The organism is Flavobacterium soyae, assembly GCF_021245985.1.
Taxonomy (GTDB): Bacteria; Bacteroidota; Bacteroidia; order Flavobacteriales; family Flavobacteriaceae; genus Flavobacterium; species Flavobacterium soyae.
In genome coordinates this window covers 382,231-403,415 of the sequence record NZ_JAJQXA010000001.1, presented here as the reverse complement: position 1 = coordinate 403,415, position 21,185 = coordinate 382,231, and the positions used below count along the sequence as shown (strand labels likewise).

General features: G+C 35.0%; 17 protein-coding genes. 8 read left to right on the top strand and 9 right to left on the bottom strand.

The window, feature by feature from the left end:
* Window positions 1-13: 13 nt before the first annotated feature.
* Window positions 14-148 (bottom strand): rSAM-modified peptide, encoded by a 135-nt coding sequence (locus tag LUU93_RS01725; RefSeq protein ID WP_232677576.1) that lies wholly within the window; start codon window positions 146-148, stop codon window positions 14-16.
* A gap of 268 nt (window positions 149-416) precedes the next feature.
* Between LUU93_RS01725 and LUU93_RS01720 the strand changes: the two genes are divergently transcribed.
* From LUU93_RS01720 to LUU93_RS01705, 4 genes are all read left to right on the top strand, one after another.
* Window positions 417-1,979 (top strand): vitamin K epoxide reductase family protein, encoded by a 1,563-nt coding sequence (locus tag LUU93_RS01720; protein ID WP_232677574.1) that lies wholly within the window; start codon window positions 417-419, stop codon window positions 1,977-1,979.
* A 42-nt stretch (window positions 1,980-2,021) separates the two neighbouring features.
* Entirely contained in the window at window positions 2,022-2,186 is a 165-nt protein-coding gene (locus LUU93_RS01715; RefSeq protein WP_232677572.1) for a hypothetical protein, read from the top strand.
* Between the two features lie 390 nt (window positions 2,187-2,576).
* Entirely contained in the window at window positions 2,577-4,769 is a 2,193-nt protein-coding gene (locus LUU93_RS01710; RefSeq protein WP_232677570.1) for a peptidase domain-containing ABC transporter, read from the top strand.
* Window positions 4,770-4,771: 2 nt separating this feature from the next.
* Window positions 4,772-6,067: an HlyD family secretion protein gene (locus tag LUU93_RS01705; RefSeq protein WP_232677568.1), complete on the top strand. Its 1,296-nt coding sequence runs from the start codon at window positions 4,772-4,774 to the stop codon at window positions 6,065-6,067.
* Here LUU93_RS01705 and LUU93_RS01700 read toward each other — a convergent pair.
* The 4 genes from LUU93_RS01700 to LUU93_RS01685 form a co-directional block, all read right to left on the bottom strand.
* Entirely contained in the window at window positions 6,064-6,771 is a 708-nt protein-coding gene (locus tag LUU93_RS01700; RefSeq protein ID WP_232677566.1) for a tRNA1(Val) (adenine(37)-N6)-methyltransferase, read from the bottom strand. The genes LUU93_RS01705 and LUU93_RS01700 overlap by 4 nt on opposite strands.
* Before the next feature lie 138 nt (window positions 6,772-6,909).
* Window positions 6,910-7,260, bottom strand: coding sequence for a four helix bundle protein (locus LUU93_RS01695; RefSeq protein ID WP_232677564.1), 351 nt, complete (start codon window positions 7,258-7,260; stop codon window positions 6,910-6,912).
* A gap of 199 nt (window positions 7,261-7,459) precedes the next feature.
* Window positions 7,460-7,984, bottom strand: coding sequence for a ribosome maturation factor RimM (rimM, locus tag LUU93_RS01690; RefSeq protein WP_232677563.1), 525 nt, complete (start codon window positions 7,982-7,984; stop codon window positions 7,460-7,462).
* A gap of 15 nt (window positions 7,985-7,999) precedes the next feature.
* Window positions 8,000-8,575 (bottom strand): 30S ribosomal protein S16, encoded by a 576-nt coding sequence (locus tag LUU93_RS01685; RefSeq protein WP_232677560.1) that lies wholly within the window; start codon window positions 8,573-8,575, stop codon window positions 8,000-8,002.
* A gap of 190 nt (window positions 8,576-8,765) precedes the next feature.
* On the opposite strand from LUU93_RS01685, the gene LUU93_RS01680 reads away from it, so the two are divergent.
* Both LUU93_RS01680 and rbp read left to right on the top strand, forming a co-directional pair.
* The gene (locus LUU93_RS01680) at window positions 8,766-9,257 is read left to right on the top strand and encodes a DUF6252 domain-containing protein (protein WP_232677559.1); all 492 of its coding nucleotides are present in this window, start codon (window positions 8,766-8,768) and stop codon (window positions 9,255-9,257) included.
* 128 nt (window positions 9,258-9,385) lie between these two features.
* Window positions 9,386-9,736 carry an RNA-binding regulator gene (gene rbp, locus LUU93_RS01675; RefSeq protein WP_089053747.1) on the top strand — a complete coding sequence of 117 codons (351 nt, stop codon included), beginning with the start codon at window positions 9,386-9,388 and terminating at the stop codon, window positions 9,734-9,736.
* 128 nt (window positions 9,737-9,864) lie between these two features.
* On the opposite strand, the gene leuB is transcribed toward rbp, so the two are convergent.
* The 4 genes from leuB to leuC all read right to left on the bottom strand — a co-directional run bounded on the left by leuB (window position 9,865) and on the right by leuC (window position 14,843).
* Entirely contained in the window at window positions 9,865-10,926 is a 1,062-nt protein-coding gene (gene leuB / locus LUU93_RS01670) for a 3-isopropylmalate dehydrogenase (protein ID WP_232677558.1), read from the bottom strand.
* 113 nt (window positions 10,927-11,039) lie between these two features.
* Window positions 11,040-12,560: a hydroxymethylglutaryl-CoA lyase-like TIM-barrel protein gene (locus tag LUU93_RS01665; protein WP_232677553.1), complete on the bottom strand. Its 1,521-nt coding sequence runs from the start codon at window positions 12,558-12,560 to the stop codon at window positions 11,040-11,042.
* Between the two features lie 126 nt (window positions 12,561-12,686).
* Window positions 12,687-13,283, bottom strand: a complete 597-nt coding sequence (leuD, locus tag LUU93_RS01660; RefSeq protein ID WP_232677551.1) for a 3-isopropylmalate dehydratase small subunit — start codon at window positions 13,281-13,283, stop codon at window positions 12,687-12,689.
* A 165-nt stretch (window positions 13,284-13,448) separates the two neighbouring features.
* Window positions 13,449-14,843 carry a 3-isopropylmalate dehydratase large subunit gene (gene leuC / locus LUU93_RS01655; RefSeq protein WP_053471490.1) on the bottom strand — a complete coding sequence of 465 codons (1,395 nt, stop codon included), beginning with the start codon at window positions 14,841-14,843 and terminating at the stop codon, window positions 13,449-13,451.
* Between the two features lie 663 nt (window positions 14,844-15,506).
* Between leuC and dnaE the strand changes: the two genes are divergently transcribed.
* Together dnaE and LUU93_RS01645 are read left to right on the top strand one after the other, a co-directional pair.
* The gene (dnaE, locus tag LUU93_RS01650) at window positions 15,507-20,045 is read left to right on the top strand and encodes a DNA polymerase III subunit alpha (protein WP_232677549.1); all 4,539 of its coding nucleotides are present in this window, start codon (window positions 15,507-15,509) and stop codon (window positions 20,043-20,045) included.
* 177 nt (window positions 20,046-20,222) lie between these two features.
* Window positions 20,223-21,155: an outer membrane beta-barrel protein gene (locus LUU93_RS01645; RefSeq protein WP_232677547.1), complete on the top strand. Its 933-nt coding sequence runs from the start codon at window positions 20,223-20,225 to the stop codon at window positions 21,153-21,155.
* Window positions 21,156-21,185: the final 30 nt, after the last annotated feature.

Sequence of the window (21,185 nt, the reverse complement as noted above, 5' to 3'; positions counted from 1 at the left end):
AATAAGGAAACAATTACCCGTTACCATTATTATCTCTTTTTCCAGGATCAACTGGCGGCGGTGGTACAGGATCATCTCCTCCTCTAACCACTTTTTGTTGATTTTTTGATAATTTTTCTCCTTGGAAATCCTCGAATTTTAATTTCATATTTGCCATCTTTTTACATGTTACGGTTACTGATTTATCAAAACTAAAGAAAATGTAAAGCTCTTGATCGAGAATTGGGTTTTGAACGCTTTTGTAAAACTAATTCTATAATAAATATTTGATAATCAATAACTTGTAATTGTATTATAGCTGCTATAATTTATAAATTGTATGTAGTATAATATATAAAATGTGTGCTTTTAGCAATATTTTTTGAATAAAAACTGCAATCTTTGTACTGTAATTCGATTTAAAACAGGTCCTAAAGATGTTAAAACTTATCCAAAAATTTCTTCAAATAAACAGATACTCGGATGTAAAGAATGAGTTTAAAGACTTGTTTCTTTCACATCCTAATTATCCGAGTTTATTTGCGATAACAGATTCATTTGATTTGTTGTCGATAGAGAATGCTGCCATAAGAGTTCCAAAGGAACAAATAGTTGATTTACCGTCAAACTTTCTAGCCTATTTTAAGGAAGAATTAATTTTAGTTGAAAAAGCAAAAGATTTTGTTCGCATTAATTCTATAAAAAAAGGAGTTCAAAAAATTTCATACGAGAAATTCCTTTTAGACTGGAATGGGGTAATTGTTGCAATAGAACCCAATAATGTAGTTGCAAGAGAAAATTTAAAAGTTGAACTAAATTGGTTAAAATATCTTATACCTTTTATACTTGTAGCAGGATTATCATTTTTTTATAGTTCATACAGTATTTTTAGCGCTGTATTTTTGCTAACATCGGCTTTAGGATTAATCGTAAGTATTTTAATCGTTCAGGAAAAGCTTGGTTTTAAGAACAATCTTATTACTAACTTTTGTAATCTAAGTACAAATTCTTCTTGTAACTCTGTTTTGAGTTTTAGCGAGAATTACGAGAATAGATGGATTAGCTTTTCAGATTTACCTCTTTTGTTTTTTGGTGCAAGCTTTATTTCAGTATTAGTACAGCCTGTTAGTTCGTCAATTTTTGTTGGATTTTTGAGTTTATTGGCGATTCCTATTATTGTATCCTCAGTTTGGATTCAAAAATTCGAACTTCAAAGATGGTGTGTAATGTGTTTAATGGTTTCCTTTTTAATATTTACACAAAGTATAATTTGGTTTTCATCAGATTTATTTACGTTAAGTTTTAGTTTTAGTACAATTTTCCCGTTTTTGTTTTCTTTAGTTCTTCTAATACCAATTGCATTTGTTGTAAAATCAATTGCCAAAGATGTACTTAATAATGAAAACTCTTTAAAAGAGCTTAAAAAATTCAAAAGAAACTATTCACTGCTAAACTTTTTATCTAAAAAAGTTTCTCATCAAAATGGATTTGAAGATTTAAGAGGATTAAATTTTGGAAACAGAAGCGCTGTTGTAAAACTGGCAGTAATAATAAGTCCAAGTTGTGTTCATTGTCATAAAACATTTCAGGAAGCTTTTGATTTAGTTTTAAAATTTCCCGATAAAATATATCTAAGTGTTTTATTCAACATCAATCCTGAAAACATTGACAATCCGTATAAAGCAGTTGTCGAAAGACTTTTAACAATAAACAGGTCAACACCTGGAAAAACAGTTGAAGCTATTTCAGACTGGCATATTAAAAAAATGAGTTTGAAAAAATGGCTGAAAAAATGGAATGTTGACAATGTCAGCATGATGATCAATCAGGAAATAAATAAACAATATGAGTGGTGTTCTAAAAACAACTTTAATTACACACCGGTAAAAATTGTTAATGAGAGGTTGTTTCCTAATGAATATGAATTAAGCGAATTGAAATACTTTTTAAACGATTTTGTCGAAGAAAAAGAAACAACAGTACTAGAAAGAATAGCCTAGTTTGACATTTGATAAATTATCTAACAATTAAAATTTACAGTTATGTTAAAAAATATATTAAACCTGGAAGGAACGCAAGAAATAAGCGCGAGTGAACAAAAAACTATAGTTGGTATTATTGCCGGCAAAGAAACAGTATCTAAATGCGATGCAAATTCGATAATATCTTATGATGATTGTACAGACTTTTTTTCAGAATTGAATTAAAACTGTACGGTTATTGTTAGAGGGGGAACCCAGCAGAGAATTTTTCAAATGGTCTTTGCTTCTAATTTTTTAAATTATTTAAAGTAATATACAATAAAGCCTTTTTAAAATTTAGTCATGTTTTTTTTAATTTGTAGGCGCTCGATCGTGGAACATTGAGCAAATTATCCCAACATTGATGATTGGTGTCGGGATTCTCAGGATAATTGGTCACTTGGGTCGGTTTTATTTGGTTAGGGCTGATCAAGTGCCATCTCCTAGAGAAATTGGTATTACTTAAAATATTATAATTAAATATTCAATAGAGAGGAAATTTTTTTCCTCTCTATTTTTTTATAAAAAAACGGCATACATTTATTGCAAATTAAAATTAAAAAATTTAAGATTAAATTGAAAAAATTCACTCATTATAAACAAGCAGATTTTAAGGATTGCGGCCCTACATGTTTAAAGATAATCGCTAAACATTACGGCAAAACAATCCATATACAAGAACTGCGCGACAGCAGCGAGACTACTCGCGAAGGAAGCAATCTGCTTTTTTTGAGTGATGCTGCCGAGAAAATTGGTTTCAGGACCCTGGGTGTAAAGTTAAGTGCAGAAAGACTCGAAGAGGCGCCTCTGCCATGTATCCTGCATTGGAACAAAAATCATTACGTTGTACTTTATAAAATAAAAAAGGGAACTTACTATATTTCTGATCCCGCTTTTGGATTAATTGAATATAATAAAAAGGATTTCCTTAAATTCTGGATCGGAAACAATGCCGATGACAACACTAAAGAAGGTATTGCTTTACTTATAGAAGCCGCACCAAAATTTTTTCAGTCAGAATTTGATAAAGAAGACAATAAAGGTTTAGGATTTGGATTATTATCGCAATATGTACTGCGTTATAAATCATTTCTAATTCAGTTAAGCATAGGTTTATTGGCGAGCAGCTTACTGCAGCTTATTTTCCCGTTTTTGACCCAGAGTATTGTCGATGTGGGAATACAGAACCAGAACATCCATTTTATATATTTAATTCTTTTTGCGCAGTTATTTCTCTTTGCCGGAAGAACCGGTCTTGAACTTATCAGAAGCTGGATATTGCTGCATCTTTCAACCAGAATAAATATCTCCTTAATTTCAGATTTCTTTATTAAATTAATGAATCTGCCTATTTCCTTTTTTGATGTGAGAATGACAGGAGATATCATGCAGCGTATCAACGATCACCGCCGGATAGAAAAAATACTGACCACATCCTCTTTAAATGTATTGTTTTCTGTAATCAATATGTTTGTTCTGGGCGGTGTTCTGGCCTATTTTAACTTAAAGATATTTCTGGTCTTTTTTGCAGGCAGTATTCTTTATTTTGGATGGATTACGCTGTTTTTAAAGCGAAGGGAAGTTTTAGATTATAAACGTTTTGCTGAGGTCTCTAATGAACAGGGAAAAGTAATTGAACTTATAAGCGGCATGCAGGAAATCAAACTCCACAATGCCGAAAAACAAAAACGCTGGGGCTGGGAATATGTTCAGGCGAGATTATTCAGGGTTTCAATAAAAGGATTGATTCTGGAACAAAGCCAGACCATCGGTTCTTCGGTTATAAATGAATTAAAGAATATTTTTATCATATTCCTATCTGCTAAATTAGTAATCGACGGATCAATAACATTGGGGATGATGCTCGCAATCAGCTCGATTGTAGGAAGCCTGAACGGACCCATAACACAGCTTATCGAATTTGTGAGAGAATTGCAGGATGCCAGAATATCACTGGCAAGATTATCTGAAATTCATGAAAAAGAAGATGAAACCCAGCAGGAAATCCATCAGACCAATGATGTTCCATATGATTGTGATATCGAAATCAAAAATCTTTCCTATCGCTATTTAGGATCAGATATTCCGGTTTTAGATAATTTAAACCTCGTGATTCCGGCCAATAAAGTAACGGCTATAGTAGGTGTTAGCGGCAGTGGAAAAACAACTTTAATGAAACTGCTTCTTAAGTTTTATGAACCTGAAAAAGGCGAAATCAATATTGGCAGCTCACAGCTTAAAAACATTTCGCAGAAAGCCTGGCGGTCAAACATTGGAGCTGTAATGCAGGAAGGTTATATTTTCAGCGATACAATAGCTAATAATATTGCTTTTGGAGCAGATAAAATTGATAAAGAGCGATTGGTTTATGCAGCAGACGTAGCCAATATTAAAGAATACATCAGCGAGCTTCCTCTTGGTTATAATACAAAAATTGGAGCCGAAGGGACGGGAATGAGTACGGGGCAGAAACAGCGTTTATTGATTGCCAGAGCAGTTTATAAAAACCCTGAAATATTGTTTTTTGATGAAGCCACATCAGCTTTGGATGCCAATAATGAAAAAGTGATTATGCAGAAACTGGATATTTTCTTTAAAAACAAAACTGTAATTGTAATTGCGCACCGCTTAAGCACGGTTATGAATGCAGACCAGATTGTGGTTTTAGAAAAAGGAAAAATTATCGAAACAGGTTCACATTCATCGCTGGTGGAGCAGAAAGGAAATTATTTTGAATTGGTTAAAAACCAATTGCAGTTAGGAAATTAATCATGGAAGAAGATAACAGCACATTAGAATTACGAAGCGAGGAAGTTCAGGACATTCTCACCAAAGTACCGCACTGGATGATCCGCTGGGGAACGGTTTTGATTTTTGTAATCATACTGATGCTCTTTTTTGTTTCCTGGTTTATAAAATATCCAGATGTTGTCAATACCGAAATTGTAATTACGACCAATATTCCGCCGGAGAAAATTGTTGCCAAATCATCCGGCCGTATTGAAGCAATTTTGGTTAAAAACAAATCGATTGTATCTAAAAACAGTACGCTTGCTATTATAGAAAATACAGCCAATTACAACGATGTTTTTCTGCTGAAAAGTATTGTTGAGAATTATAATATCAATGATCCAAAAATAGAATTTCCGTTTTCAAAACTAAAAAACACACAGCTGGGAGAAATAGAAAGCGCCTATGCTGTTTTTCAGAAAGATTATCAGGCACAGGAGCTGAATCATGACCTGCAGCCTTTTGCAATTGAAAACAGAGCGCAGGTTTCAGAAAAAATCCAAATAAAGGAAAGATTAGAAATTCTGCAGCAGCAAAAAGTAATCAATGAAAGCGAATTGCAGCTTCAAAAGAACGAAGTGGCCCGTTTTGAAGTCTTGTTCAATAAAGGCATTATTTCGGCCCAGGAAATGGAAGTTAAAAAACTGGGGTTCCTGCAGGCACAAAAGAATTACAGAAGCCTGTTATCGTCGATTTCTCAATTGAGGTCTTCTCTTATCGATAATACAAAATCGAGCCAGAGTTCGCAGGCAAACAGTACCAAAGAAGAGGTTAACCTTGGGCGGAACATGGCGCAGTCATTTTATCAGCTTAAAAAAGTGATAAAAGACTGGGAACTGGCTTATGCCTTAAAATCCTCTATCAGCGGAAAGGTTACTTTTTTACAGGTTTGGACAGAAAACCAGACGATAAATTCGGGTGATAATGTTTTCTCGATTATTCCCGATGCTAAAAATGGTTTTATAGGAAAAGTAAAAGCTCCGGCTTTAAATTCAGGAAAGATAAAAACAGGACAGAGAGTCAATATTCGTCTGGCTAATTTTCCGGACAGGGAATTTGGTGTTTTAAAAGGCAGAATTCAGAACATTTCTCTGGTTCCGGATAAAGACGGAAATCTATTGATTGATGTTGCACTGCCAGACGGACTGCATACTTCTTATAACAAACAAATTTTGTTTCAGCAGGAAATGAAAGGAAGTGCCGAAATCGTAACCGAAGATTTGCGCTTAATCGAAAGAATCTTGTATCAGTTTAAAAGTATTTTTGAACAAGTTTAGAATTTCAAATAAAAATCCTTCGTCAACTCAATATATTCAGGAGTATAAACATGTCTGTCAATTTCGATTGTTAATTCGTCGATTTCAATTTCATAAACTTCATTTCTGCTAAAAGCCAATAAACTTCTTTTAATTGTTGAGGTTGGAGTGCCTTTTACACGTGTAATTTTTATAGGATATAATTCAGCTTCTTTTGCTAAAGCGATAAATTTTTCTTCTTCTTTGTAAGGAAGAATTATTGCAAGAATTCCGTTTTCAGAAAGTAATAAATCAGCAGCTTCGACGATTTCTTCAAAAGGCATAGCATCTTGAAAACGTGCTAAATCTCGCTGTTCATTTTCTGTTTTATAATCTTCGGCATAAAAAGGCGGATTTGAAACAATTAAATCATATTCATCTTCTGGTTCTTCAATGAATTCATCTAATCCGGCATGAAAACAAAATAATCGATCGCCCCAAGGTGAACTTTCAAAATTTTCGACAGCTTGTTCATGCGCCTCTTCGTCAATTTCAAGAGCATCGATTTGTTCGGCATGAGTTCGCTGCGCCAGCATTAAGGCAATAATTCCGGTTCCTGCGCCAATATCTAAAATACTAAAAGGATTATGATGAATTGGAGCCCAAGAACCCAATAAAACGCCATCAGTACCTACTTTCATTGCGGTTTTATCTTGTTTGATAGAAAATTGTTTAAATGAAAACATAAATGAAAATTCCAAATTTTTTAAATTCCAAATTCCAATTTTAAAAAGGGAAATTCTAATAAAAAGAACTCCAAATCTCAAATGTAATACGGATTAAATTATGTAGTTTGAACTGCAAAAATAAGATTAAATTGCCATTTATTGTTTTGTAGTTTTAGTAATTATTGCAGATAGAATTTTTCTTAATTCTTCTATTTCGAATATGAGTGAATCTGAAGCGGATCTTTGATCTGGATTTAATTCGTGAAGTAATCTTAACCAATATTTAGATTCTTTAGCTTCTTTTCGGGATATTTTGAGTCTAAAAACTAAATCTTTGTCCCCAAGTTTTTCGTTTGCTTCAATATAGTTAGCTCCAACTGAACCAGATGATCTAATTAATTGTTTGCCATCTTCAATATTTGATGTTGTTTTTGATAAACTTCTAATGTAATTTCTACAGTCTTTTGCAAACAAAAATGTTCGTTCTTCTAAATCGTATGGTTTCATAGTTTAAATTCCAAAATTTTAAAATACCAAATTCCAATTGTTGGGCTTAAAAATAGTGAAAAACAATTTAAATATAGGTTTTTTCCTTCAAAAATATAATTCTATAAGTGTTCTATATTCTTGGAATTTGGAATTTCAAAAATTGAGATTTAATCTTTCAGTTTTGGAATTTGGGATTTAAAAATTGGAATTTATAAACTCAAAGGTACATCTCAACCAATCCTTCCGGAAGGTTCATGATAACCTTTTTATTTTCTCGGTCAATTTTTACCAGGAAATGGTCAATCATTGGAACTAAGATTTCTACTTCACCATTTAAAACTTCAAAAAGAGGCTGCGCAGAAGAGTCATTAATTGAAGTAATTTTTCCGAAAACACCTAAACGCTGGTCTTCGATTTCGAAACCAATAACTTCATGGAAATAGAATTTGTTGCCGGTAAGTTTTGGCAGCATTGATAAAGGAAGATAAATAGCATTGCCAACAAGTGCATCAGCTTCTTCCTCATTATTTACATCTTCAAAACGAACCCTAAGAAAGTCGTTTTTATGTAAAGAACTTGTTTCAATAAAAAAAGGAACCAAGTGTTTGTTGCATTCAACAAACACTGATTCCAGATTTTCGTATAACTCAGGCTCGTCTGTGTCTAAATAAACCAGAACTTCACCTTTGAAACTAAATTTTTTAGCGATTTTACCTAAATAAAAACATTCTTCTTTACGCATTATCGCTAAGTAAAATTATGCTTCAGTTGTTTCGTTATTCTCTTCAGCAGCAGGAGCTTCTTCTTCAGTAGCAGCTTCTGCTTCTACTTCAGCAACTTCTTCTTCAACTGCAGGAGTTGCAGCAGCGATAGCATCAGCTTCAGCCTTAGCTGCAGCAGCTAAACGTTTAGCATTAACTTCTTTTTCAGCTTTTAAAGCTTTAGCTTTAACATCAGCTTGCGCTTTTGATAAACCATCTTTTTTAGCATCAACTTTTCCAGCTTTAGCCTCTAACCAAGCAGCTAATTTAGCATCTGCCTGCTCTTGAGTTAAAGCTCCTTTACGGATACCTCCATCAAGGTGGTGTTTCAATAAAGCACCTTTGTAAGAAAGGATTGCTCTGGCAGTATCAGTTGGTTGTGCACCATTGTGTAACCATTTAACTGCGCTGTCAAGGTTTAACTCAACAGTTGCTGGGTTTGTGTTTGGATTGTAAGTACCGATTTTCTCTAAGTATTTACCATCTCTTTTTGAGCGTGCATCTGCAGCTACAACCCAGTAAAAAGGTTTTCCTTTTTTACCGTGTCTTTGTAATCTAATTTTTACTGACATAATCTTATGATTAAATTTTGAGGTACTCGACCTCTGTTAATTAAGGGCGCAAAGATATAATTTTTTTATCAATTATCCGTTTCAAAAAGTATTAAATATATTTAAGACAGATTTTTAGCTTTTTTTTGACTTTAAATTTTAAACACTTATCTCATAATGCGATACTTTTGCATTAAATTCATCTTAATATATGAAAAAATATTTTTACTTTTTATCCTTTTTATTACTGCTTACATCTTGTACAGAAGATGTAAAATTTAATAATCCTGCTTTTCAAACCCTGAAAAATAATGTTTTCTGGAGAGCTCAGACCTATAAAGCTTATTTTGGTGCAAATGGAATTGTAGTTGTTGAAGGATCTTTGGGGTATGAAAAAGTTATTTTGAAAGCTGCTTCTTCTGCAGAACAAACTTTTGTTTTAGGAGTCGATGAAACTTCAAAAGCATCTTACAAAAATACGCTGCCGGCTGAATTGTCTTCATTTTCTACAGGAACAAATATTGGTAACGGACAAATTGTTATTACAGATTATGATACCGATAATAATACTATTTCGGGGACATTTAAATTTACTGCGATAAATGAAGATGAAAGCGATACTGAGAACCCAAAAATTAACTTTACAGAAGGTGTTTTTTATAAAGTCCCGATTGAAGTAAGCGATGTTGTTCATGAGATGTAACTTTTTTGCGAATACCGAGTTTTATTAAGCTGATTTTCAAAATCAAAATAAAAACATAAATAAACTAATATATAGTAGATTACAGAAAAATAAGACTACATTTGCTACATTATTATAAATAAGTACATATGAACATTTTTGTTGGAAGCCTTCCATTCAGTATTGAGGAAGCAGATTTAAGAGAGTCTTTCGAGGCTTATGGAGCAGTAGATTCAGTTAAAATTATCACTGATAAGTTTACTGGAAGAAGCAAAGGTTTTGGTTTTGTTGAGATGCCAAACGATGCTGAAGCTCAAAAAGCAATTGATGAATTGAACGGAGCTACTGTTCAAGGTCGTACAATTGTTGTTAATAAATCTGAACCAAAACCTGAAGGTGAAAGAAGAAGCTTCAATAACAACCGTGGAGGTGATTCTCGCGGAGGTTACGGAAACAACCGCGGAGGAAATGACCGTGGTGGTAACAGAGGAGGATATTAATATTTTTTTCTAAATATATAAAAGGGATCAATGAAAGTTGATCCCTTTTTTTGTTTCAGTTTTTATTGTTTCAAGTTTCAGGTTTCACGTTCCAATAACCTGAAACTTGAAACCTGAAACAAAATAAACTATAAATTCGCAACAAGCCAATCTCCAACTTCGCTTGTTTTGTAAGCTTTTGATCCTTTTGGAGCTAAATCTTCGGTAACAACTCCTTGTTCTAAAGATTTGTTTACAACAGCGCGAATAGCATCTGCTTCAGCTTTTAATCCAAATGCATCTTCAAACATCATGGCAGCAGATAAAATAGTTGCCAATGGATTTGCAATGTTTAATCCAGTTGCTTGTGGGTAAGATCCATGGATTGGTTCGTATAATGAAGTGTGCTCTCCAACAGAAGCAGAAGGCATTAATCCCATTGAACCAGAAATTACAGAAGCTTCGTCAGTTAAGATGTCTCCGAATAAATTTTCTGTGATTAATACATCATAAGAATTTGGCCATTGAACCAAACGCATTGCAACAGCATCAACAAATTCGTAAGAAACCGTAACTTCAGGATAATCTTTTTCCATTGCCTGAACCGTTTCTCTCCATAAACGTGAAGTTTCCAGCACGTTTGCTTTGTCAACGCAGCATAATTTTTTACTTCTTGTCATAGCTAATTCGAAACCTTTTTTAGCTAAACGCTGCACTTCTGCACGAGTATAAACACAATTGTCAAAAGCAGTATCTCCGTTGTCTTTTCTTCCTTTTTCTCCAAAGTAAATTCCGCCTGTTAATTCTCTTAAGAAAACTAAATCAGTTCCTTCAATTCTTTCTCTTTTTAAAGGAGAATTGTCAATTAAAGAAGGAAAAGTAAATGTTGGACGTACGTTAGCAAACAATCCTAATTTTTTACGCATCAACAATAAACCTTGCTCAGGACGAACTGGGGCACTTGGGTCATTATCATATTTTGGGTGTCCGATAGCTCCAAATAAAACAGCATCAGCTTTCATACAAACTTCGTGTGTTTCGTCTGGATAAGGAACTCCAACTGCGTCAATTGCGCAGGCTCCGGTCAAAGCAGGAGTCCAGGTTATTTCGTGATTGAATTTTTTTGCAATAGCATCAGATACTTTTACAGCTTCATTTATTACTTCTGGTCCGATTCCGTCTCCGGCTAAAAGGGCTATGTTAAATTTCATTTTTTAAGTATTTATTATTTTAAGATTCAAGGTTCAGAGGAACAAAGGTTCAAAGTTTTGAAAGCAGGTAAAAACCTCTGTGCCTTTGCAACTTTGAACCTTTGTCCCTTATATTAAGTAACTATATTCAACATTTTTTGTGTTGCAATAATCGCTGCAACGGTTTGATCTGAATCTAATCCTCTTGTTTTGAATTCTTTTCCGTTGTTTACCCATGTGATAATGGTTTCGCACAACGCATCAGAACTACTTCCGGGCGGGATTCTAACTGCGTAATCGATCAATTTTGGAAGTGTTAGTTTTTTGCTTTTGTAAATCTTTGATAAAGCATTCATAAAAGCATCAAACTGACCGTCTCCCTGCGCATTTTCTTCGATGATTTCGCCATCAATTTTTAGGCATAAAGTAGTTGATGGACGCATTCCTTTTGAGTGTACTAATATATAGGACTCGATTTTTATTTTTTCTTCGTAAGTATGGCTGTCCAAAACATCTGAAATAATGTATGGAAGATCTTCCTTAGTAACAGTTTCTTTTTTGTCGCCTAATTCGATGATTCTTTGGGTAACCAATTTCAAATCTTCGTTGTTTAGTTTTAAACCTAATTCCTGAAGATTTTTCTCGATATTAGCTTTGCCCGAAGTTTTTCCTAAGGCATATTTTCTTTTTCTTCCAAAACGTTCAGGAAGAAGGTCATTAAAATATAAGTTGTTTTTATTGTCTCCATCGGCATGTATTCCGGCAGTTTGAGTAAAAACATTATCGCCCACAATTGGTTTGTTTGCAGGAATTCTGTATCCAGTAAATGTTTCAACTAATTTACTTACTGTATATAAAGAAGTTTCTTTTATATTGATGCTTACTTCTGGCAGATAATCATTTATAACGGCAACCGTGCTTTCAAGCGGTGCATTTCCGGCACGTTCTCCCATTCCGTTTACCGTTACATGAAGTCCGTTGATTCCGGCCTTTATAGCTTCCATGACATTGGCTACGCTTAAATCGTAGTCGTTATGCGCATGGAAATCAAAATGAATATTCGGATATTTTGCTCTGATTTTAGAAATAAATTCAAAAGCCAAAGACGGAATTAAAACTCCTAAAGTATCCGGAAGTAAAATTCTTTTAATTGGCTGAGTCGATAAGAAATCCAGAAATTGAAAAACATAATCAGGAGAATTTCGCATTCCGTTGCTCCAGTCTTCTAAATAAACATTCGTTTCAATATTATTTTCTTTAGCTAAAGCAATGATTTGAGCGATTTCAGAAAAATGCTGTTCAGGAGTTTTTTTTAACTGATGTGTTAAGTGATTCATTGAGCCTTTGGTCAACAAATTCTGCACTTTGGCACCGGCTTTTTTCATCCATTCGATTGAAACTCCGCCGTCAACAAACGAAAGGACTTCGATACGGTCAATATAACCACGTTCTTCAGCCCATGAAGTAATGCCTTTTACGGCCTGAAATTCTCCTTCGCTCACACGCGCCGAAGCAATTTCGATTCTATCAATATTTAATTCCTCCAGCAACAATTGCGCAATGGTTAGTTTTTCTGCAGCAGAAAATGAAACTCCTGAGGTTTGTTCACCATCACGAAGCGTCGTATCCATTATTTCAATTTTTCTTTTTTCCATATTGATATTCTAAATTCCTTTTTTATAAGGTAAATTTTTGTTGTGTTGTCTTGGTTTTTTAACTTATAAAGACCCGACAGGTTTCAAAAACCTGTCGGGTCTCAAAGGACTGAACCTGATTTTCTATTAGTAAGGAAGTTTATCGGCGAAAGCCTTAATATCTTCCTTCATATCTTGTAAATAATCAATGTCGTCAAAACCATTAATCATGTTATTCTTTTTGTATCCGTTGATAGCAAAAGATTCCTGCTGACCAGTTGATAATAAAGTAATAGTTTGGTTTGGCAAGTTGATTTCTAATTCTGTTTTAGGATCTGCTTCGATCGCTTTGAAAATAGTTTCAGAAAACTCCGGGCTGATTTGTACTGGTAAAACACCAATATTTAAACAGTTTCCTTTGAAGATATCTGCAAAGAAACTAGAAACTACTGCTCTAAAACCGTAATCGTAAACTGCCCACGCAGCGTGCTCTCTTGAAGATCCAGAACCGAAGTTTTTTCCTCCAACCAAAATTTTTCCAGAATAAGTAGAATCGTTTAAAACGAAATCAGCTTTAGGAGTATCGTCTCCGTTGTATCTCCAGTCTCTAAAAAGGTTGTCTCCAAAACCTTCACGTTTTGTAGCTTTTAAGAAACGAGCCGGAATAATTTGATCTGTATCAACGTTTTCAATTGGCAGTGGCACTGCACTGCTGGTAAGTATAGTAAATTTATCGTATGCCATTTTTTGGAATTTTAGATTTTAGATTTTAGATTTTAGATTTTCTTTTGAAAACTTAAACTCGGAACCTAAAAATATTTTGTATTAAATAATGTTGATCAATTTTATTTGAAGAAATTTAGATGAAGATTTCACAAAGTGAGAAATCTAAAATCTAAACTCTGCAATCTAAAATAATTCACGCGGGTCAGTTAGTTTTCCTGTAACCGCAGCAGCAGCAGCCATAATTGGACTTGCTAAAAGCGTTCTTGAACCAGGACCCTGACGGCCTTCAAAGTTTCTGTTTGAAGTACTTACCGCATATTTTCCGGCAGGAACTTTATCATCGTTCATTGCTAAACAAGCTGAACAGCCCGGCTGACGTAATACGAAACCAGCTTCAGTAAGAATATCTAAAATCCCTTCTTCTTTAATCTGAGCTTCAACAACGTGAGAACCCGGAACTAACCAAGCGGTAACATTATCGGCTTTTTTTCTTCCTTTTACAATTTCGGCGAAAGCCCTGAAATCTTCAATACGTCCGTTTGTACAGCTTCCTAAGAAAACGTAGTCGATTTGTTTTCCGATCATTACATCGTCTTCATGGAAGCCCATGTAAGCCAAAGATTTTTTGTAAGTTTCCTCACCGCCCTCAACTTCTTTTGCACTTGGGATATGTTTTGTGATGCCAATTCCCATTCCTGGGTTTGTACCGTAAGTAATCATTGGTTCGATGTCTTCTGCTTTGATGTTTAATTCAGCATCAAACACAGCATCAGCATCCGTTTTTAAAGTTTTCCAGTATTCAACAGCTTTTGTCCATGCTTCACCTTTTGGAGCGTATAATCTTCCTTCAAGGAAATCGAAAGTAGTTTGGTCAGGAGCGATCATTCCGCCTCGCGCACCCATTTCGATACTTAAATTACAAACCGTCATACGGCCTTCCATAGTCATGTTTTCGAAAACATCACCGGCGTACTCAACAAAATAACCTGTTCCCCCAGAAGTAGTTAACTGAGCAATAATATAAAGTGCAACGTCTTTTGGACCAACACCTTTACTTAATTGACCATTTACGTTAATACGCATTTTCTTTGGTTTAGGCTGCATGATACATTGAGTAGAAAGCACCATCTCAACCTCAGAAGTTCCGATACCAAAAGCGATAGCACCAAAAGCACCGTGAGTAGAAGTATGCGAATCCCCACATACAATAGTAGCACCTGGCAAAGTAATTCCGTTTTCAGGACCAACTACGTGTACAATACCATTTTTTTGATGACCTAATCCCCAGTGCGAAATTCCGTATTCGGCAGCATTATCTTCAAGAGCCTGGAGCTGATTTGCTGATAAAGGATCCTGAACTGGTAAATGTTGGTTTATAGTTGGGGTATTGTGATCTGCAGTTGCAAAAGTACGTTGCGGGTATAAAACGTTAACACCTCTTGATTTTAATCCTAAAAAAGCAACAGGACTCGTAACTTCATGAATGAAATGGCGGTCAATAAAAAACACATCTGGTCCATCTTCAATTTTACGCACTACATGTGAATCCCATACTTTGTCAAATAATGTCTTACTCATTTTTTATTTTTTTAAATTGTAATTTCTATAACCACAGCAATTTCCTGTTCATTATAATAGCAAAACAAAAGTAAAAAAAGATACAAAGGCGTCAATTTCGATATTTCATTATATACGATACCCAAACTAAAATACAAATTGCTAAACCGCTTTTGCGGCTTTAATTTTGGCAGAAAAATGATTTAGAAAATGACTTTGTTTTTCTTTTTCAGCTTTAATTTTCTTTGATTGTTTTTTGTTTTAATAGTTTGCAAATTTACCTCATAATCACTATAAAATATAAGAATTTATTTGAAAAAATGTAACAAATTCAATAAAAATAGTAATAATTGTTAGTTTTGATTTCTTTGTAAAAAGAATGCTTTTTTGGTTTTTGAATGCTTTTAAAGGAGTTTTTCAGGCGTTATTTAGATTGAATAAACCATCTAAATACTACGACATCCAAGAAGTGTAATTTTATGAAATTTTATGCTTTTTAAGAGAAAATTTGAGTAATAAATAAGAATGTCTTTTTAAGAAATTATCTATTTTCTATCTCTAAAAAAAGCGTAAATTTGAACTTCCTCCATTTTCTATAGAGCAGTTTTTTAGATTCCATATAATCAAAGGTTTATATTGGAAAAGTTTTGGAATTTGGAGCTTTAATTTTTGCTATTTAAACTTATGTATTTAATATTCGATACCGAAACAACTGGATTACCAAAGCGCTGGGATGCACCAATTACTGATTCTGATAACTGGCCCCGCTGTATTCAGATTGCGTGGCAGCTTCATGACGAAATGGGACAGCTTATTGAGCATCAGGATTATTTGGTAAAACCAGAAGGATTTAATATTCCGTATGATGCTGAACGTATTCACGGAATCTCTACTGAATTGGCTGAAGCCGATGGAATCTCGCTGGCAGAAGTTTTAGAGAAATTCAATATCGCTTTAAGTAAAACCAAATTTATTGTTGGACAGAATTTAGGTTTCGACGTTAATATTATGGGTGCCGAATTCCATAGAATGGGAGTAGAGTCTCAAATGAGTTCAATGCCAGTTTTGGATACCTGTACTGAAGTTACGGCTTCATTATTACAGCTTCCCGGAGGTCGTGGGGGAAAATTCAAACTTCCAACTCTTACGGAATTACACAGCTATCTTTTCGACCAGCCTTTTGCGGAAGCGCACAATGCAACTGCCGACGTTGAGGCAACTACGCGTTGTTTCCTTGAGTTGGTTAGAAGAGAAGTTTTTACAAAAGAAGAATTAGACGTTCCGAAGGATTATTTCAAAGAATTTCAGGAAAGAAATTCAGAGCCGTTTAAGCTTATTGGTTTAAAACATATCAACTTAAAAGCAGCTTCTGATAAAATCAGAGAACAGCTTAAAGCTTTGCAAGTTGACGATAAGCAAACTACCGTTTCAGAATCTGATAAAGCAGATTTTAAAGCAGCAAAATTTGCACATTTACACAATCATACCCAGTTTTCGGTTTTGCAATCGACTATCGGAATTGGAAATATTGTGGCAGCTGCAGCCAAAAACGGAATGCCGGCCGTTGCCATGACCGATACGGGAAACATGATGGGGGCTTTTCACTTTGTGAGCGCCGTTATGAACCACAACAAAGCAGCATCTGGAAAAAATAAAGCTTTGGTTGAAGCGGGAGAAGAGCCAACCGAAACTGAGGTAAAACCAATTGTAGGCTGCGAGTTTAATATTTGTGAAAACCATTTAGATAAAAGTAAAAAAGACAACGGTTATCAGGTTGTTTTGCTGGCTAAAAACAAAGCAGGTTATCATAATCTGGCCAAAATGGCTTCGATTGCCTACACTGATGGATTTTATTATGTGCCGAGGATTGACCGTGCGATTGTTGAAAAATACAAAGAAGAGATCATGGTTTTGTCTGGGAATTTATATGGAGAAATTCCAAGTAAAATCCTGAACATTGGTGAAAACCAAGCTGAAGAAGCTTTAGTTTGGTGGAAGGAACAATTTGGCGACGATTTCTATTTGGAAATAATGCGCCACAATCAGGAAGACGAAAATCGTGTCAACAAAACCCTGATTGAATTTTCGCAAAAACACAATGTCAAATTAATTGCGACAAATAATACCTATTATTTAAATAAAGAAGATGCCAATGCACACGATATTTTACTTTGTGTAAAAGACGGAGAAAAGCAGGCAACACCCATCGGACGCGGACGTGGTTATCGTTATGGGCTTCCAAATCAGGAATATTATTTCAAGTCAGAAGAGGAGATGAAAAAACTCTTTTCTGACCTGCCCGAAGCAATTATCAACATTCAGGAAATTATTGATAAGGTCGAAGGATATTCGCTTTACCGAGATGTATTGCTTCCAAAATTTGATATTCCCGACGAATTTATAGTTCCTGAAGATGAAGAAGACGGTGGTGTAAGAGGGGAAAATAAATACTTGCGACACCTTACCATGGAAGGTGCTAAAAGACGTTATGGCGAAATTACCGAATCAATTCAGGAGCGTTTGGATTTTGAATTATTGACGATTTCGAATTCAGGATATCCGGGTTACTTTTTGATTGTTCAGGATTTCATTGCCGAAGCAAGAAAAATGGACGTTTCGGTAGGTCCCGGTCGTGGATCTGCAGCGGGTTCAGCCGTTGCGTATTGTCTAGGAATTACCAATATTGACCCCATTAAATACGATTTACTTTTTGAGCGTTTCCTAAATCCTGACCGTGTATCGATGCCCGATATTGATATCGACTTTGATGATGAGGGTCGTGGACGTGTAATGGATTATGTAATTAATAAATATGGTCAAAAACAGGTAGCACAGATTATCACTTATGGTAAAATGGCAACCAAATCGGCAATTCGTGATACGGCGCGTGTACTGGATTTACCGTTGTTTGAAGCTGATAGAATTGCAAAACTGATTCCGGGAATGATGCCGTCAAAATGGAATTTGGCGCGTTTTATTTCTGAAAGCGAAGAGGAAGTAAAAAAAGCACTTCGTTCGGACGAATTTGATAATGTAAAAGAATTAATTGCCATTGCCAACGAAGATGATTTGGCAGGAGAAACCATTCAGCAGGCAAAAATCCTTGAAGGATCGATGCGTAATACGGGAATTCACGCTTGTGGGGTTATCATTACGCCATCGGATATTACGAATTACGTTCCTGTTACAACGGCAAAAGATTCTGATTTATATGTAACACAGTTTGATAACTCGGTTGCAGAAAGTGCTGGACTGCTGAAAATGGACTTCCTGGGTCTGAAGACCCTTACGCTGATAAAAGATACCGTTAAACTGGTAAAATACAGAACAGGAATTGATTTGGATCCAGACACGTTTCCAATTGATGACGAAGAAACGTATGCACTTTTCCAAAGAGGTGAAACGGTTGGAATCTTCCAATACGAGTCACCCGGAATGCAGAAATACATGAAAGATCTAAAGCCAACGGTTTTTGGAGATTTAATTGCCATGAATGCCTTGTATCGTCCGGGACCTTTGGAGTATATTCCGTCTTTCGTTCGAAGAAAAAACGGTGACGAGGAAATCAAGTACGATTTAGATGCCTGTGCCGAATATCTTTCTGAAACCTACGGAATTACGGTTTACCAAGAGCAGGTAATGCTTTTGTCTCAGTCTTTGGCAGGATTTACAAAGGGTGAGGCCGACGTTTTGCGTAAGGCAATGGGTAAAAAACAAAAAGATGTACTGGATAAAATGAAGCCTAAGTTTGTGGAGCAGGCGGCAGAAAAGGGCCATGATGCCAAAATTCTGGAGAAAATCTGGAAAGACTGGGAAGCTTTTGCGAGTTATGCCTTCAACAAATCGCACTCGACTTGTTATGCGTGGATTGCGTATCAAACGGCATATCTAAAAGCACATTATCCTGCCGAATATATGGCGGCGGTTCTTTCGAATAACATGAACGATATCAAACAGGTTTCGTTTTTTATGGAAGAATGTAAACGTATGGGATTACAGGTTTTAGGCCCGGACGTAAACGAATCGTACTATAAATTTACGGTAAATGATAATTATGCCGTTCGTTTTGGAATGGGTGCTATTAAAGGTGTTGGTTCCGGAGCCGTTGAAACAATCGTAGAAAACAGAAAAGACGGAAGATATAAATCCATTTTTGATTTGGCAAAGCGAATCGATCTGCGTGCTGCCAATAAAAAAGCAATCGAAAATTTAGCACTTGCGGGAGGTTTCGATTCTTTTGAAGGAACTACAAGAGCGCAATATTTCCATGATGATGGCGACGGAATTACATTTTACGAAAAAGCGATGCGTTACGGATCGAAATTTCAGGAAAATGAAAATTCATCGCAAGTAAGTTTATTTGGAGAAACCAGCGAAGTGCAGATTGCAGAACCGGTTGTACCGCCATGTGAGGACTGGAGTACAATGGAAAAACTAGCTAAGGAAAAAGAGGTGGTTGGGATTTATATTTCCGGACATCCGCTTGATGATTTTAGATTTGAGATGAAATACTTCTGCAATGCCCGATTAGAAGTGTTGAAAAGCATGAATGAATATGTAGGTAAAAATCTAAACTTTGCCGGAATCATTAATAATGTACAGCATCGTGTAGCCAAAAATGGAAAAGGCTGGGCTGTATTTAATCTGGAAGGATATGACGAGAGTTATGAGTTTAAAATTTTTGGTGAAGAATATTTAAAATTCCGCCATTTCCTGATTCAGAATAATTTCGCCTACTTAAAAATATTGATAAAAGATGGCTGGGTAAATCATGATACAGGTAAAAAATCAGATCCAAGAATGCAGTTTGTTGAGGTGCGGCAATTACAGGATATTCTGGAAGCATTTGCTAAAAAACTGATTCTTTTATTAGATATCAAAGATTTACAAACTGAATTTATTCATAGATTAAGCCAATTGTTTAATGAAAATAAAGGAGATAATTCTGTGAGTTTTGAGATTATGGAAATCGAAAATGTAAAGCGTTTAGTCGAGGTTGAAACCACCAGTGAGTTTGAAGGAAATGATGATGCCGTTTTTGAAGATGTAAATGAAGATAACGAAACTGTTGCCGGAGAAGCTAAAATGCAGGAAGTAAAAGAAGTCGAAGAAGTAAAAGTCGTAACAAAATTAACGATGCCAAGCAGAAGGTTAAAAGTTAGGATTTGTACTGAACTTCTTCAGGAATTAGAGAAAATGCAGGTAAATTTCAAACTGAATTAAATTTTAACAGTTAAAATTTAATGGAATGTATTTTTTTTAAGTTAAAATTATGCATGCATAATACTTTTTTAGTAATATTGCCCAAAATTACAACGATTTCGTTCCAAGTCTAACAATGCAAATTATAAGAATATGTTAAAAAATTCTAAGTTTGTATAAATTAATTAAATCAGAATTATGAAAAAGAACCTATTTTTATTAGGACTATTAGTTTGCTCTATCGCTACAATGGCGCAGACAGAAAAAACAGACAAACCAGAAAGCTGGTATTTTAAATTGGGAGGATCTTATTTTATCCAAACTGCTGCTGCCGAGTTTCCAACTGTATCAGGAGCGTTGCCTAATACAGATGTTTATGCTGCCGATGGTACGACTTTAATTTCTAGAGAAACTAATCATGGTTCTTTTGGACAAGGATTCCGTACAGGTTTAACCGCTGGATATCGTTTTACGCCGCGTTTAGGTGCTGAGTTAGGATTTAATTACTTTAACAGCGCAGATAAAACTATGGTTCAAACCACAAATAGATTAGTAGCGGCCGGACCAACTTTTGCAACTGGTAAAGCGGTAGGAAAACTTGAAGCTTTTGATATTGCTCCAGCAATCGTTTTGTTTTTAGGAGAAACTCATGGTTTTGAGCCTTATACTAAAGTTGGGGTTATTGTTCCTGTTCATGGCACTTTAGAAATTGAAACCACCAGAACGTATACTAACCCTGCGGGAGTAACAAATACTTATACTAAAGATGTTATTAAGCCAAATCCAACAGTTGGATTTACTGCTGCATTAGGAACATCTTATAAATTAGGTACACATATTTCTCTTTTTGCTGAATTAGAATACCGTAACTTTACAGTACACGGAAAAACAAAAGAAACAGAAATATATACTGAAAACGGTGTAGATAAATTAAACACTCCTACAGCTTTCCGTGCAGATGCATCATATTCTGCAAGCCATACTAGATATGTAAAGCAAATTAATACTACTTCAAATAGTAAAGTAACTAATGCTGCTGGTTTTGATAATACTAAAGCAACTGATGATATTAGTTCTTATGTTGGAATCTCTGGTCTAGGATTTACTTTTGGTCTTAAATACAGTCTATAATTTTTTATAGAAGTTTATAGTTTTTTGAAG